At 67.3% G+C, this 13626-nt stretch carries 16 protein-coding genes; 9 read left to right on the forward strand and 7 right to left on the reverse strand.

Annotated elements, in window-relative coordinates; genetic code table 11:
* From CR157_RS15960 to CR157_RS15970, 3 genes are all read left to right on the forward strand, one after another.
* A complete protein-coding gene (locus CR157_RS15960) occupies window positions 1–684 on the forward strand; it encodes an iron-containing redox enzyme family protein (RefSeq protein ID WP_110284504.1) in 684 nt (227 codons plus the stop codon).
* Entirely contained in the window at window positions 677–1528 is an 852-nt protein-coding gene (locus CR157_RS15965) for a DUF6999 family protein (protein WP_110284505.1), read from the forward strand. The genes CR157_RS15960 and CR157_RS15965 overlap by 8 nt, the downstream gene beginning before the upstream one ends.
* Window positions 1529–1635: 107 nt before the next feature.
* Window positions 1636–2265 carry a glutathione S-transferase family protein gene (locus tag CR157_RS15970; RefSeq protein ID WP_110284506.1) on the forward strand — a complete coding sequence of 210 codons (630 nt, stop codon included), beginning with the start codon at window positions 1636–1638 and terminating at the stop codon, window positions 2263–2265.
* 6 nt (window positions 2266–2271) lie between these two features.
* On the opposite strand, the gene trhA is transcribed toward CR157_RS15970, so the two are convergent.
* Together trhA and ribA are read right to left on the reverse strand one after the other, a co-directional pair.
* Window positions 2272–2943, reverse strand: a complete 672-nt coding sequence (trhA, locus tag CR157_RS15975; protein WP_258364198.1) for a PAQR family membrane homeostasis protein TrhA — start codon at window positions 2941–2943, stop codon at window positions 2272–2274.
* 47 nt (window positions 2944–2990) lie between these two features.
* Entirely contained in the window at window positions 2991–3626 is a 636-nt protein-coding gene (gene ribA, locus CR157_RS15980; protein ID WP_110284508.1) for a GTP cyclohydrolase II, read from the reverse strand.
* Window positions 3627–3782: 156 nt separating this feature from the next.
* On the opposite strand from ribA, the gene hemE reads away from it, so the two are divergent.
* Window positions 3783–4859: a uroporphyrinogen decarboxylase gene (gene hemE / locus CR157_RS15985; protein WP_110284509.1), complete on the forward strand. Its 1077-nt coding sequence runs from the start codon at window positions 3783–3785 to the stop codon at window positions 4857–4859.
* A complete protein-coding gene (locus CR157_RS15990) occupies window positions 4852–5232 on the forward strand; it encodes a VanZ family protein (RefSeq protein ID WP_110284510.1) in 381 nt (126 codons plus the stop codon). Before hemE ends, CR157_RS15990 begins: the two co-directional genes overlap by 8 nt.
* Window positions 5233–5300: 68 nt before the next feature.
* On the opposite strand, the gene CR157_RS15995 is transcribed toward CR157_RS15990, so the two are convergent.
* Window positions 5301–5801: a hypothetical protein gene (locus CR157_RS15995; RefSeq protein WP_110284511.1), complete on the reverse strand. Its 501-nt coding sequence runs from the start codon at window positions 5799–5801 to the stop codon at window positions 5301–5303.
* 222 nt (window positions 5802–6023) lie between these two features.
* On the opposite strand from CR157_RS15995, the gene CR157_RS16000 reads away from it, so the two are divergent.
* Both CR157_RS16000 and CR157_RS16005 read left to right on the forward strand, forming a co-directional pair.
* Window positions 6024–6452, forward strand: a complete 429-nt coding sequence (locus tag CR157_RS16000) for a host attachment protein (protein WP_110284512.1) — start codon at window positions 6024–6026, stop codon at window positions 6450–6452.
* A gap of 251 nt (window positions 6453–6703) precedes the next feature.
* Complete coding sequence (locus tag CR157_RS16005; RefSeq protein WP_110284513.1) at window positions 6704–8821, forward strand: methyl-accepting chemotaxis protein; 2118 nt, start codon at window positions 6704–6706, stop codon at window positions 8819–8821.
* A gap of 9 nt (window positions 8822–8830) precedes the next feature.
* Here CR157_RS16005 and CR157_RS16010 read toward each other — a convergent pair whose 3' ends face one another.
* Complete coding sequence (locus CR157_RS16010) at window positions 8831–9757, reverse strand: LysR family transcriptional regulator (protein ID WP_110284514.1); 927 nt, start codon at window positions 9755–9757, stop codon at window positions 8831–8833.
* A gap of 145 nt (window positions 9758–9902) precedes the next feature.
* Between CR157_RS16010 and CR157_RS16015 the strand changes: the two genes are divergently transcribed.
* Window positions 9903–10679: a ferredoxin--NADP reductase gene (locus CR157_RS16015; protein WP_110284515.1), complete on the forward strand. Its 777-nt coding sequence runs from the start codon at window positions 9903–9905 to the stop codon at window positions 10677–10679.
* Window positions 10680–10799: 120 nt separating this feature from the next.
* Here CR157_RS16015 and glnK read toward each other — a convergent pair whose 3' ends face one another.
* From glnK to CR157_RS16030, 3 genes are all read right to left on the reverse strand, one after another.
* Window positions 10800–11138: a P-II family nitrogen regulator gene (glnK, locus tag CR157_RS16020; protein ID WP_102628999.1), complete on the reverse strand. Its 339-nt coding sequence runs from the start codon at window positions 11136–11138 to the stop codon at window positions 10800–10802.
* Window positions 11139–11283: 145 nt separating this feature from the next.
* Window positions 11284–12603, reverse strand: coding sequence for an ammonium transporter (locus tag CR157_RS16025; RefSeq protein ID WP_110284604.1), 1320 nt, complete (start codon window positions 12601–12603; stop codon window positions 11284–11286).
* A gap of 42 nt (window positions 12604–12645) precedes the next feature.
* On the reverse strand, window positions 12646–12984 hold the full coding sequence (locus tag CR157_RS16030) for a P-II family nitrogen regulator (protein ID WP_110284516.1): 339 nt from the start codon (window positions 12982–12984) through the stop codon (window positions 12646–12648).
* 289 nt (window positions 12985–13273) lie between these two features.
* On the opposite strand from CR157_RS16030, the gene CR157_RS16035 reads away from it, so the two are divergent.
* Window positions 13274–13615 carry an accessory factor UbiK family protein gene (locus tag CR157_RS16035; RefSeq protein ID WP_110284517.1) on the forward strand — a complete coding sequence of 114 codons (342 nt, stop codon included), beginning with the start codon at window positions 13274–13276 and terminating at the stop codon, window positions 13613–13615.
* The last annotated feature ends 11 nt before the right edge of the window (window positions 13616–13626 follow it).

Below are 13626 nucleotides of genomic sequence, written 5' to 3' on the forward strand. Positions count from 1 at the left end.
ATGGAAAGCAAGGTCACCACCCGGGTGGGGCAGGAGTGTCTTCAGGGCCTGATGCGCGTCTGGTTCGATTTCGAGCGCCAGCTGGGCCGGGTGCCGGTGATCCAGCGTCTGGAGCGCGGCAGGTTCACCCGGGCGGACTACCGCACCCTGTTGCTGCATCTGCGCCAGCAGGTGGTCGAAGGGGCACGCTGGATCACCCGCGGGGCCTCGAGTTTCGACCGCGACTTCGCCGATGTGCGCTCGGAGGTGATCGGCCACGCCCGGGAGGAGCACCGCGACTACGAGATGCTGGAAGCCGACTTCGTCGCCGCGGGCGGTGAGCCGGACGAGATCCGGGAAGCGCAGCGCAATGCCGGCAGCGAGGCGCTGCACGCCTTCATGATGTACCGCGCCAGCCAGCCCAACCCCGTCGACCTGATCGGCGCCATGTGGATCATCGAGGGGCTGGGCCAGAAGATGGCCGGTGACTGGGCCCGACGGATCGACGAGGCCACCGACGGCGATGGCCGTTACACCCGCTTCATGCGCTACCACGGCGAGAACGACGACGCCCACCTGGACAAGCTCTACGCATTGATCGACCGGGTGTGCCGCACGCAGCGCGACCTGCGGTCGATCCTGCGCACCGCACGGGTGGTGGCGCGGCTCTATGCCCTGCAGCTGGAGGAGATCGACCATGGATGACACCGGGAACAGGCCCCGCAGCCCCTTCCTGCGGGCCCTGGCAGTCGACGACTCCCTGCCCATCGAACCCGAGGCGGTGCGGCTGTGGCTGAACGATATCGAGACCCCGACGCGCTGGTCGCTGCGCCCGCTGCTGCAGTTCCTGCTGGCGATGCTGCTGCACCTGATCTGGTTCGTGAAGCGCCTGCCGCTGCCCCAGTTCCGCGCCCATGGGCTGCTGCAGCGACTGATCTGCGCCTTCTGCACCCACTTCGTCAGCCCGCACGCCAACCGGCTGATCCTGCGCCACTTCGCCACCGAATCCAATATCCTCAACTTCCTCATCGACAACAGCGAGGAGCTCGAGGTCGAACCCCTGACGCTCTACCCCACCGGTATCGACGACATGCTCGACGCCAGCTTCGTCAAGCACGACCAGGAGCTGTTCCGGGTCATCGAGGAACTGGGCCACTGGCGGCCTCCCGCGGCGCCGCTGTCGCCGCACGCCATCAGCTGGCGGCACTGGCGCCCGCTGGAGGGGGAGGCTGGCGAGACGCCGCGCAAGCGCACCCAGGTGCTGGACTTCGAGAGCGCCCACGCGCTGTTCATGTGCCTGTTCTGCCTGCTGCTGACCCGCGAGGAGTACCGTGATGCCATCAACGGCTTCAATCTCGACCAGTCGATCGCGATCCGCATCGGCCAGTTGATCGGCGACCCGAGCCTGGCCGAGATGGCCTACAACAAGTACCCGCACTACCTGGTCGGCCCCTGGAACCTGAGCCAGCGCTTCCTGATGCACGGCTTCTTCACCGAGTACCTCTACGCGCGGCTGGAGCGGTTGCGGTGTCGAGGGGCGTTGGTCTGATTGTCGCTCTACAGTCTGATAGCGCATGGTTCCCGAGCGTCCGGTACGCTGCTAGCGTAACGACACCGGCTTGTTGCCTCGTTTGTCACGTCGAAGGAGTGACCAAGATGATCACGCTGTACGGCTTTCCCTCGTCCCGTTCGCTGCGGGTGGCCTGGACCCTCGAGGAGCTGGGGCTCGAGTATGACTACCATCATGTCGACATGATGGCCGGCGAGGGGCAGGGCGAGGCGCACCTGGTGCGCCATCCCGACGGCAAGGTGCCGGTGCTTCAGGATGGCGAGCTGACGCTGTTCGAGTCCTCGGCGATCTGTCGCTACCTGGCCGAACGCCATGGCGAGCCGGGCGGCTTGCTGCCGGCCTCGGTCGAGGACCGGGCCCGGGTCGATCAGTGGCTGAGCTTCGTGATCGGCGAGCTCGAACAACCGCTCTGGACCCAGGCCAAGCACACGTTCGCCCTGCCGAGCGAGCAGCGGGTGCCGGCGGTGCTGCCCACCGCGGCCTGGGAGTTCCAGCGGGCCCTGGCGGCGCTGGAGCGGCGCTTCGACGGCGAGGGCTGGCTGGTGGGGGAGCGCTTTACCGTGGCGGACCTGCTGATGGGCCATACCCTGAGCTGGGGCGTGAAGTTCAAGCACCGCCTGCCGGAGTCGCTGGTGGCCTATCGCCAACGCTGCGTGTCGCGGCCTGCGCTGGCCAGGGCCGTCGAGCGTGAGCAGCAGGCGGCCGGGGTGGCGTGAGGCGCCTCAGGCCTCGAAGGGCAGCACGGCGGCGTAGATCGCGAAATAGTGACAGGTGCTGCCACCGAGGACGAACAGGTGCCAGATGGCGTGGTTGAAGGGGATCGCCTGGATCGCATAGAAGACCACGCCGAGGGTATAGGTGATGCCGCCGGCGACCAGCAGGGCGATGCCGGTCGACGAGAGGCTCGCCGCCAGCTCGTCGCCGGCGAAGACGACCAGCCAGCCCATCACCAGATAGATCGTCACGCGCAGCACGGCGAAGCGGTGGGGCCAGAGCAGCTTGCAGGCGATGCCGCCCAGCGCCAGGGACCAGACGATGGCGAACAGGGTCCAGCCGGTGGTGCCGCGCATGTTGACCAGCAGGAAGGGGGTGTAGGTGCCGGCGATCAACAGGTAGATGGCGCAGTGGTCGAGCAGCTGGAACAGGCGCTTCAGCCGCGGGTGGCGGACGCCGTGGTAGAGGGTCGAGGAGGTATAGAGCAGCACCAGGGTGGTGCCATAGAGGCTGATGCCGACGATCTTCCAGGGGTCGATCTGGGCGCCCAGGCTGGCCAGGACGATCAGCACCGTGCCTCCGGCCAGGCTGAGGACGGCGCCGATGCCGTGGCTGATGCTGTGCAGCAACTCCTCGATGACGCCGTAGTGGTGCTCGCCTCGCGACGTTGGGGGAGTCATGGGGGTCTCCTCCATGATCCGGAGTGGCCCCGACACCGGCCATCGGTTCAGGGCTTGCGTTCGATATCCACGTCACTGGCCTGGGTGAAGTCGCCCAACGCCATCATGTGGCCGAGCTTGCCGGCCTTGGTGGACAGATACTGTTCGTTATGAGGGTTGAGACCCGTGGTCAGCGGTACTCGTTCCGCCACGGTGACCCCGGCCTTGGTCAGGGCATCGACCTTGCGCGGGTTGTTGGTCATCAGCCGGAGGCCGCTGACGCCCAGGTGGTCGAGCATCGGGACGCAGAGGTCGTAGCGGCGCAGGTCGGCGCCGAAGCCCAGCTGCTCGTTGGCCTCGACGGTGTCGGCGCCCTGGTCCTGCAGGTGGTAGGCGCGGATCTTGTTGAGCAGGCCGATGCCGCGGCCCTCCTGACGCAGGTAGAGCAGCACGCCGCGCCCTTCGTCGGCGATGCGCTTGAGCGCCTCCTGCAACTGGTAGCCGCAGTCGCAGCGCATCGAGAACAGCGCGTCTCCCGTCAGGCACTCGGAGTGCACCCGTCCCAGAACCGGCTCGCCATCGGCCACATCACCCAGCGTCAGGGCGATATGATCCTTGCCGGTGGCCTCGTCTTCGAAGCCATGCATGGTGAAGGTGGCCCAGGGGGTGGGCAGCCGGGAGGCGGCGATGAATCGGATCGTCACGGGTAACCTCGGTGTCAGACCACGGCAGTGCCGGCAGGTGGAGCGCCATTCTAGCAGGAAGGCGCGACGGGCTCACGGTTGTCGCCCGGGTCGCGATGTCCGGGGGCCGATGTTCGGGTACAATGAGGCCCACATTTTCCGTGGATAACCGCCCGCATGGAACTCAAGAACGATCGCTTTCTGCGCGCCCTGGCGCGTCAGCCGGTGGACCGCACGCCGGTGTGGATGATGCGCCAGGCCGGCCGCTACCTGCCGGAGTACCGCGCCACCCGCGCCGCGGCCGGTGACTTCATGGACCTCTGCCGCAACCACGAGCTCGCCTGCGAGGTCACCCTGCAGCCGCTGGAGCGCTACCCGCTGGATGCGGCCATCCTGTTCTCGGACATCCTGACCATCCCCGATGCCATGGGGCTGGGGCTCTACTTCGAGACCGGCGAGGGCCCGAAATTCCGCAAGCCGGTGCGCACCACCGCGGACGTCGAGGCGCTGGCCGTTCCCGATGCCGAGCGTGACCTGGACTACGTGATGCGGGCGGTTTCCACCATCCGCCGCGAGCTGAACGGCCGCGTGCCGCTGATCGGCTTCTCCGGCAGCCCCTGGACGCTGGCCACCTACATGGTCGAGGGCAGCTCGAGCAAGGACTTCCGCCACGTCAAGGCGATGCTCTACGACACGCCGGACACCATGCACCAGCTGCTCGATACGCTGGCCCATGCGGTCACCGACTACCTGAATGCCCAGATCCGTGCCGGCGCCCAGGCCGTGCAGATCTTCGACACCTGGGGCGGCGTGCTCTCCACGCCGGCCTACCTGGAGTTCTCGCTGCGCTACATGGAGCAGATCGTCGCCGGCCTGATCCGCGATCACGAGGGCAAGCGCGTGCCGGTGATCCTGTTCACCAAGAACGGCGGGCAGTGGCTCGAGGACATGGCCACGGCCGGGGCCGATGCCCTGGGGCTGGACTGGACCACGGAGCTCTCCGAGGCGCGGGCCCGGGTCGGGCACCGCGTCGCCCTGCAGGGCAACCTGGACCCCAACGTGCTGTTCGCCCGCCCCACGGCCATCCGTGCCGAGGTGGCGCGCACCCTCGACAGCTTCGGGGCGGGGCCGGGGCACGTCTTCAACCTGGGCCATGGCATCAGCCAGTTCACCGACCCGGACCGTGTCACGGCCTTCATGGAGGCCCTGCACGAGCTGAGCCCGGCTTACCATCGCCAGATCCAGCATGGCTGAGTGGTGGCGACGGCTGGCCTGGGGTGAGGATAGAAAGTGGCGCCGCCTGTGGGCGGCGCTGGCCGTTCTGGGGGCGATCGCCATCGCGCTGGGCAGCCTGACCCCGGGCAGCGAGATGCCCGACCGCCTGCCCTGGGACAAGGCCAACCACTTCGTCGGCTACGCCGGCCTGGCGGGGCTCATGGGGCTGGCCGGGGTGCGCCTGCCGATCGCCTTCGCTGTCGCCGTGCTCTACGGCATCGCCATCGAGTATGCCCAGATTCCGGTGCCCGGCCGCAGCGGCGGCGACGGGCACGACATCCTCGCCAACGGTCTGGGCGCGGCCTTTGCCGTCTTGGTGCTGCACGCCTTGCGCCGCTTGCGGAATCCCTGACTCCCCGCTGTCATCGTCACCTACGGCTCCACCGCCAAGGTTCCGGCATGGGGCACATCGGCAGGCTGCTAGAGTCGAGGCTCCCTGGACGAGGGGGCTTCGGCGACGCCGCTGGCGGCCAGGTCGAGGGTCGGCTCGTTGCTGGCGCTGCGGGGGCGCAGACGCTCGGCGGGGCGCGTCACCCTGGCGTTGCCGAGGATGCCGTCCCCGGTCTCGAGCGGGCGCGCCTCGCTGGTCCAGGCGGCCTCCTCGGCGTGAACCGCCGGGCGGCGCTCGAAGGAACGGGTGACCACGGCCCCCGGGGCGAAGCCGGGACGCGGGCCGGCCAGGTGGTGGGGCAGCAACCACAGCTCGGCGAGCAGGCGCAGGCCCACGGCGGCCAGCAGCCAGGCGCCGCCACCCAGCGCGAGCGCCGGCCAGGCACTGGCCCAGTCGACCGGGGCGAGCCAGGGGGTACGGGGTGCCAGCCACAGGGCGGCGCCGGCGAGCAGGCCGAGCTGCAGCAGCAGGTGGCAGCTCAGCAGGGTGGCGCGGGCCAGGGGGCGGCGGGGAAACAGCAACTGTCGCATCGGGGGTCCTCCCGGAGGATGCACATCGTCATGATGAGTCGGGTCGGTATCCTTACCGACAAGGCGGAATCCTACCCCAGTTCCGGGCAGGCTGCAGTCACCTCTTGTGACGGCCGCTGCCGGGTTGACCAGCGGGGGTGGGCTTGCCAATGTTGAATGAGAGGCGAAAGCGTGGTGTCCGGGGTTTGGCTTCGCCCATTCAACCAGCATCAAGGAGTTGCTATGACAACCTATATCGTGGTGGCCGATGCAGCGCGGGCGCGGATCTTCACCCGCGATGCGCTCAAGCTGGTAGAGCATGACAGCCTGTTGCATGCCGCAGGGCGGTTGCACGAGGGCGACCTGGTGACCGATAACGGTGCCGATGTCCACGAGTCGATGTCGACGATGTCGCGCTCCTCCGGGGAGGAAAACTCAGCCTCGCAGCATGAAGAGACCATCTTCGCCAAGGAAGTCGCCGATCGCCTCTACCGGGCCCGGGTCGACAATAGCATGAAGAAGTTGATCATGGTGGCCCCGCCGCGTTTCCTGGGGTTGTTGCGTGACAAGCTCGATGGCCCGACCACCAAGCTGGTCATTCACACCCTGTCCAAGGACCTCTCCAAGGCCAGCCTCGGCGATATCCAGGAGGCGGTGAGCGACCTGCGCTGATCGCCCGACGACACCGGGGACGGTAGCCGCGTCCCGGGGGTCAAGTCATCAAGGCATTGTGCCGATAGGGGCATGACGCGGCTTCGCCGCGTCACCAAAACGAGAACTCTGCCCCTATTCGTGAGAGCCTTCCATGACGATCTTTCCCCTGACCCTTGCTGTGGCTTGCCCGCCCCGTCTCGACGTCCTTCTCCTTCCCTGGACGGGCCTTGCCCGAGTCGGCTTCCTCATCCTGAACGAGGAGGCCGGCCATGCGCTTTAAGTCGCTGCGTACCCATGTCGCCCTGCTGGTGGGGCTGTGCATCCTGGCCGTGGTGGCGGTGCTGGTCGGCTATGCCACCCTGGCCGCTTCCCGCTCCCAGGCGCTGGTGGCGGAGCGCACTGGCGAGCTGCTCGAAGCCAACGCCGAGCAGCGGCTCAGGGCCCTGGCCGATGCCCGCACCCAGGAGATCCGTCGCCAGCTCGAGCAGGCGCTGGCGGTGGCCCAGGGCCTGGCCGACACCAACGCCCTGATGGGGAAAAGCGACGACCGGGGCCGCCCCCGGCTGACCCTGGGCCGCCGCGAACTCTCCAGCCTGGTGCGCGACAAGGTGGTCGAGACCCCCGCGCTGCTGGACGCCTTCATCGGCTGGGAGCCCGACGCCTTCGGCCCCGATGCCCTCCATGCCGGCAAGACCGACGGCGGCTACGACGGCAGTGGCCGCTTCATGCCCTGGTGGTACCGCACCGGCGAGGGCGACCTCGAGGTCCTGCCGCTGGGCGACAGCATGGAGAACGAGGCACGAAATGCCCAAGGCATCCGCAAGGGCGAATACTACCTCTGCCCGCGGGAGACCCGCCGCACCTGCATCATCGATCCCCACTACTATGACTACGGCGGCGAGCGGCTGCTGGTCACCTCCTTCAACGTTCCCATCCTGGTCGACGGCGAGTTCCGCGGCATCGCCGGGGTGGACCTGGACGTGGACTTCCTCCAGGGCATGCTCGACGAGGCCAACCAGGGCCTGTACGGCGGCGTCGGCGAGATGGACCTGATCGCCTCGAGGGGCGTGGTGGCGGCATCCACCGCCCGCCAGTCCGCGCTGGGCGAGTTGGCCACCGAGACCCTCGACGAATCGACGCAGGCGCCGCTGGCGGCGGCCCGGGATGGCGAGACGGTGTACCGTTTCAATGAGACGGCCGACCGCTTCGAGCTCTACCGGCCCTTCACCCTGGGCGACACCGACACCTCCTGGGTGCTGAGTGTCCGTCTGCCCGAGGCCGCGGTGCTGGCCGGCCTCCACGACCTCGAGGCCCAGCTCGCCGACCAGCGCCGCGCCGACCTCTGGGGCATGACCCTGGTGGGGCTGCTTGTGGCCGGCCTGGGCCTGCTGGCGAGCTGGCTGGTGGGCGGCAGCATCGCTCGGCCGCTGCGCCGCCTGGCCGAGCGGATGCGCGACATCGCTTCCGGCGACGGTGACCTCACCCGCCGCCTGCCGGTGCGCGGCCGCGACGAGACGGCGCAGCTGGCCACCCAGTTCAACGCCTTCGCCGACAAGGTCAACGGCGTCCTGCTCGACGTCCGCAACAGCAGCGAGTCGGTGCGCGTGGCCGCTACCGAGATCACCCAGGGCGGCCAGGACCTGTCGCGGCGCACCGAGACCGCCGCCTCCAGCCTGCAGCAGACCTCCGCCTCCATGGAGGAGATCACCAGCACCGTGGAGCACACCGCCGAGTCCTCCCGCCAGGCCAACGGCCTGGCCGAGTCCGCCACCCAGGTGGCGCGCCGCGGTGGCGAGGCGGTCGGCCAGGTGGTGGCGACCATGCAGGGCATCACCGACTCCTCCCGACAGATCGGCGAGATCGTCACCGTGATGGACGGCATCGCCTTCCAGACCAACCTGCTGGCGCTCAACGCCTCGGTGGAGGCGGCCCGGGCCGGCGAGCAGGGTCGCGGCTTCGCGGTGGTGGCCGGCGAGGTCCGCCAGCTGGCCAGCCGCTCGGCCGAGGCGGCCAAGCAGATCAAGGGGTTGATCGACACCTCGGTGGAACGCACCGAGGCGGGCGCGGCTCAGGTGAAGGAGGCCGGCCAGACCATGGACGAGATGGTGGAGAGCGTGACCCGGGTGGCCGATGTCCTGGCAGAGATCACTGCCGCCACCGGCGAGCAGAGCGATGGCATCGGCCAGGTCAACGTGGCGGTCTCCGAGCTGGACCGCATGACCCAGCAGAACGCCGCCCTGGTGGAGGAGTCCACCACCGCCGCCGAGCAACTCCAGGACCAGGCCGACCGCCTTGCAGAACTGGTGGGCGGCTTCACCCTGAAGGCTCGCGAGACGTCGGCGCCGGCCCTGCCCTCCGGCCGTCCCCGGGTCGCTGAGCCCGCCTGAGGCGGGGCGTCAGGAGTAGTGAGGCAGGTCGATCTGGTCGCTGCGCCGGATGCCTTCGGTCATCTGCCGGCACAGCCGCAGGAACTCGCGCATGCCGGTGGCCAGGTACTTGTGGCGGTGCCAGATGAAGCTGAACTGACGGCTCAGGTCGAGCTCCGGGGTGGGGATCGCCACCAGGCTGCCACGCCCAAAGGCATCGCGCAGCGCCAGTTTCGACACGCAGCCAATGCCGAGCCCCGACTCCACCGCCCGCTTGATGCCCTCGGTATGTTCCAGTTCGAGCAGGATATTGAAGCGCCCGCGTCGGTGGCGGGCGGCCTGCTCCAGGGTCAGGCGAGTACCGGAACCCTGCTCGCGCATGATCCAGGCCTCGCGCAGCAGCCGGTCCAGCTCCACCCTGCCGGCCCCGGCCAGGGGATGGCGGGGCGAACAGAACACCGCCAGTTCGTCCTCCACCCAGGGCTGGGTGATCACGTCATCGTCCTCGCACTGCCCCTCGATCAGCCCCAGGTCGAGCTCATGGTGGCGCACGCTGTCGATGATGGCGCGGGTGTTGCGTACCGAGAGACGCACCCGGCTCCCCGGGTGACGCTGCATGAAGTCGCTGATCAGCAGGGTCGCCAGGTAGTTGCCGATGGTCAGGGTGGCGCCCACATCCAGCGAGCCCACCCCCTGCTGGCCGCGCAGGAGCTCCTCGACCTCCTCGGCGCGATCGAGCAGGGCCACCGCCTTGGGCAGTAGCTGGAAGCCCAGGGCATTGAGCTTCAGCCGCCTGCCGATGCGATCCAGCAGCTGGCAGTCGAACTGCCGCTCCAGCTCGGCCAGGGCAGTGCTCGCCGCCGACTGGGAGAGGGCCAGGGCACGGGCGGCGTGGGAGACGCTCTCGTGCTGGGCGACGGCGACGAAGACTTCCAGCTGACGCAGGGTGTAGCGCATGGCGGGGCTCCCGGGGCTTTGTATCTGTAGTATAGATATGGGTTATCCACATAATCCATTTAACAGATATCAAGCGACCTCTTAGAATTGCTTACACAGATTACGCGGCGCATTTATTCGCCAATGGAATATCAAAGGAGCCGGCATGAGCAAATTCGCCCTTGAAGAGGTACTCAGTGTTCACCACTGGAACGACACCCTGTTCAGCTTCCGTACCACCCGCGAGCGTAGCCTGCGCTTCAAGAACGGCCAGTTCGTGATGATCGGCCTCGAGGTGGACGGCAAGCCGCTGATGCGCGCCTACTCCATCGCCAGCCCCAACTACGAGGACCATCTGGAGTTCTTCAGCATCAAGGTGCCGGACGGCCCCCTGACCTCGCGGCTCCAGCACCTCAAGGTGGGTGACCATATCATGGTCAGCCGCAAGCCCACCGGCACCCTGGTCACCGATGACCTGCTGCCGGGGCGCAATCTCTACCTGCTCTCTACCGGTACCGGCCTGGCGCCCTTCATGAGCCTGATCCAGGATCCGGAAGCATACGAGCGCTACGAGAAGATCGTGCTGATCCACGGCGTGCGCACCGTCAGCGAGCTCGCCTATGCCGACTTCATTTCCAAGGAGCTGCCGGCACACGAGTACCTGGGCGAGGAGATCGCCGAGAAGCTGGTCTACTACCCGACGGTGACCCGCGAGGAGTTCCATACCATGGGGCGCCTCACCGACCATATCCGCAGCGGCAAGCTCGCCGAGGATACCGGCCTGCCGCCGCTCGATCCCAAGCAGGACCGGGCGATGATCTGCGGCAGCCCGGCGATGCTCGACGAGACCAGCGGCCTGCTCGACGAACTGGGCTTCAACATCTCGCCGCGCATGGGCGAGCCCGGCGACTATGTGATCGAGCGCGCCTTCGTCGAAAAATGATCCCCGGCTTCGCCGGGAGCTGGAAGAGCGCCGCTACGCGGCTGGAAGCTTGAAGCTGTAAGAAAACCGCCTCCGTGGCCTTGCCACGGAGGCGGTTCTATTTAGGCTGCCTTCCAGCTGTCAGACCGCGTCCTTGCCGGTTTCACCGGTACGGATACGGATCACCTGCTCCAGCGGGGTGACGAAGATCTTGCCGTCGCCGATCTTGCCGGTATTGGCCACCTGGGTGATGGCATCGATCACCTTCTCGGCCATCTCCTCGTCCACGGCGACCTCGAGCTTGACCTTGGGCAGGAAGTCGACCACATACTCGGCACCGCGATAGAGCTCGGTGTGCCCCTTCTGGCGACCGAAGCCCTTGACCTCGGTGACGGTGATGCCCTGGACGCCGATCTCGGAAAGGGATTCCCGCACGTCGTCGAGCTTGAAGGGTTTGATGATGGCGGTCACCAGTTTCATGGTTGCTGTCCTCGTCCTGTCCGGGTGTCGATGGCCGGGGCCATCATGCTAGTAGCGCTCATGGTGTCCAAGCATACACCGCGGAGGGGGGGAATAAAAAAGGCCCCCGTAGGGGGCCTTGGCAAGTGCGTGAAGACACGTGAGGTTATTCGGCATGCGGCTGGGGTCTGGGGTGCGCCACATGACCGCTGGCGCCGCGGCCGAACCCCCCGCCGTTGACGTTGGCCACGCGGAACTCGGGGTAGGCTTCCAGGCCGCACTCGGCCAGATCGACCCCTTCGTACTCTTCCTCTTCGCTGACCCGCACGCCCATCACGGCCTTGAGGATCAGCCACACGATCAGGCTGGCCACGAACACCCAGATGAAGATGCCGAGGACACCGATGATCTGGGCGCCGAAGCTCGTGTCTCCGTTGGAGAGCGGCACCGCCAGCACGCCCCAGATGCCCACCACGCCGTGCACCGAGATGGCGCCGACCGGATCGTCGAGCTTAAGCTTGTCGAGGCTGACGATGGAGGCCACCACGAGGGCGCCACCCACGGCACCGATCAGCATGGCGCCGAACGCCGAGGGCGCCAGCGGCTCGGCGGTGATGGCCACCAGGCCGGCCAGGGCGCCGTTCAGGGCCATGGTCAGGTCGGCCTTGCGGAACCACAGCTTGGCCAGTATCAGGGCGGCGATGACGCCACCGGCGGCCGCGGCATTGGTGTTGACGAACACCTGGGCCACGTTGTTGGCGGAGAGGGCGTCGGACATCTTCAACTCGGAGCCGCCATTGAAGCCGAACCAGCCCATCCACAGGATGAAGGTGCCCAGGGTGGCCAGGGGCAGGTTGGCGCCGGGAATGGCGTAGATGGTGCCATCCTTGCCGTACTTGCCCTTGCGCGGGCCGAGGATCAGCACGCCGGCCAGGGCCGCGGCGGCACCCGCCAGGTGCACGATGCCGGAACCGGCATAGTCGGAGTAGCCGACCGCATCGAGCCAACCACCGCCCCAGGTCCAGTAGCCGGAGATCGGGTAGATGACCGCGGTCATCACCACGGCGAAGGCGAGGAAGGCCCACAGCTTCATCCGTTCGGCCACGGCACCGGAGACGATGGACATGGCGGTGGCCACGAACACCACCTGGAAGAAGAAGTCGGAGCGCATGGAGTAGTAGGGGGCATCCGCGTCACCGGAGAGCACTGCATCGACGCTGTTCTCGGCGCCGATCAGGAAGCCCAGGCTCGGCAGGAAGCCGCCCTCGCTGCTGGAGTACATCAGGTAGTAGCCCACCAGCAGGTACATGGTGCAGGCGATGGCGAACAGGGCGATGTTCTTGGTGAGGATCTCGGCGGTGTTCTTGGAACGCACCAGGCCGGCCTCGAGCATCGAGAAGCCCGCGGCCATCCACATCACCAGCACGCCGCAGATCAGGAAGTAGAAGGTATCGACCGCATACATCAGCTCGGTCAGTTCGGTCAGCTCTGTCATGGGATTACTCCGTGCAGGGGATCATGAGCGTCATCAGACGGCGTCGGCACCGCGCTCACCGGTGCGGATGCGGATGACGTCCTCGAGCGGGGTCACGAACACCTTGCCGTCGCCGATCTTGCCGCTGTTGGCGGCATTGCAGATGGCCTCGAGCACTCCTTCGAGGCGTGCGGCGTCGACGGCGACCTCGACCTTGACCTTGGGCAGGAAGTCGACGACGTACTCGGCACCGCGATAGAGCTCGGTGTGGCCCTTCTGCCGGCCGAAGCCCTTGACCTCGGTGACGGTGATGCCCTGGACGCCGTTGTCGGCCAGTGCCTCGCGGACATCGTCGAGTTTGAATGGCTTGATGATGGCGGTGATGAGCTTCATCCCGTGTCTCCACTACTGGGTTGGCAGCGGCTAGTCAGCCGCCGATGCATGACTGCCCTGTCTTTGCGCAAACCGTGCCAGTAACAGGAAATCTTTTTGTTATCAGATTGATGGCTTGAGGATAGGGGGGCGAAAGGAAGCCGTATCGCCTGTCCCGGGGCAGCAAATGCACTGTTGTGGTGCTGAGTGCTGGTGCGCTTGCGCCATAACGGGGCGAGATGGGCGAATGCGCGGGAGGGGCGGCTTGCGTATCCTGTAGGCAGCCACCCCAAGACGCAGGAGAAACTCCATGGTGAGTCATGACCGCATCAGTCGCCTGGCCCAGCAGATCGGCGACCGGTTGCAGGGGGCCTCGCAGGCTCCGGAAGAGGTGCAGAAGGGGATCCAGCAGGTGGTGCGCGGCGCCTTCGACCGCCTCGAGCTGGTGTCACGGGAGGACTTCGACATCCTGATGGATGTGCTGCAGCGCACCCGGGCCCGGGTGGAGGCACTGGAGAAGCAGGTCGCCGCCCTGGAGGAGGCCCTGGAGGCCCGTCAGGCCAACGCGCCTGCCGCTGGGGCCGAACCCGGTGCCGGGGATGAGGCCCTGGCACCCGAGGAGGATGCCGGTGGTGGCGAGACCAACCGCTGAGGTCGCCCGGG

Source organism: Halomonas sp. LBP4, assembly GCF_003202205.1.
In the GTDB taxonomy this organism is placed as follows: domain Bacteria; phylum Pseudomonadota; class Gammaproteobacteria; order Pseudomonadales; family Halomonadaceae; genus Halomonas; species Halomonas flagellata.

What these genes read in the sequence shown, in the direction of transcription:
- CR157_RS16005 (WP_110284513.1), top strand. Translation starts at nt 6,704, where the DNA reads ATGCGCTTTAAGTCGCTGCGTACCCATGTCGCCCTGCTGGTGGGGCTG.
- CR157_RS15995 (WP_110284511.1), bottom strand. Translation starts at nt 5,801, where the DNA reads ATGCGACAGTTGCTGTTTCCCCGCCGCCCCCTGGCCCGCGCCACCCTG.
- CR157_RS15970 (WP_110284506.1), top strand. Translation starts at nt 1,636, where the DNA reads ATGATCACGCTGTACGGCTTTCCCTCGTCCCGTTCGCTGCGGGTGGCC.
- CR157_RS16030 (WP_110284516.1), bottom strand. Translation starts at nt 12,984, where the DNA reads ATGAAGCTCATCACCGCCATCATCAAGCCATTCAAACTCGACGATGTC.
- CR157_RS16010 (WP_110284514.1), bottom strand. Translation starts at nt 9,757, where the DNA reads ATGCGCTACACCCTGCGTCAGCTGGAAGTCTTCGTCGCCGTCGCCCAG.
- CR157_RS16000 (WP_110284512.1), top strand. Translation starts at nt 6,024, where the DNA reads ATGACAACCTATATCGTGGTGGCCGATGCAGCGCGGGCGCGGATCTTC.
- CR157_RS15960 (WP_110284504.1), top strand. Translation starts at nt 1, where the DNA reads ATGGAAAGCAAGGTCACCACCCGGGTGGGGCAGGAGTGTCTTCAGGGC.
- CR157_RS15965 (WP_110284505.1), top strand. Translation starts at nt 677, where the DNA reads ATGGATGACACCGGGAACAGGCCCCGCAGCCCCTTCCTGCGGGCCCTG.
- CR157_RS16015 (WP_110284515.1), top strand. Translation starts at nt 9,903, where the DNA reads ATGAGCAAATTCGCCCTTGAAGAGGTACTCAGTGTTCACCACTGGAAC.
- CR157_RS16035 (WP_110284517.1), top strand. Translation starts at nt 13,274, where the DNA reads ATGGTGAGTCATGACCGCATCAGTCGCCTGGCCCAGCAGATCGGCGAC.
- trhA (WP_258364198.1), bottom strand. Translation starts at nt 2,943, where the DNA reads ATGACTCCCCCAACGTCGCGAGGCGAGCACCACTACGGCGTCATCGAG.
- glnK (WP_102628999.1), bottom strand. Translation starts at nt 11,138, where the DNA reads ATGAAACTGGTGACCGCCATCATCAAACCCTTCAAGCTCGACGACGTG.
- CR157_RS15990 (WP_110284510.1), top strand. Translation starts at nt 4,852, where the DNA reads ATGGCTGAGTGGTGGCGACGGCTGGCCTGGGGTGAGGATAGAAAGTGG.
- hemE (WP_110284509.1), top strand. Translation starts at nt 3,783, where the DNA reads ATGGAACTCAAGAACGATCGCTTTCTGCGCGCCCTGGCGCGTCAGCCG.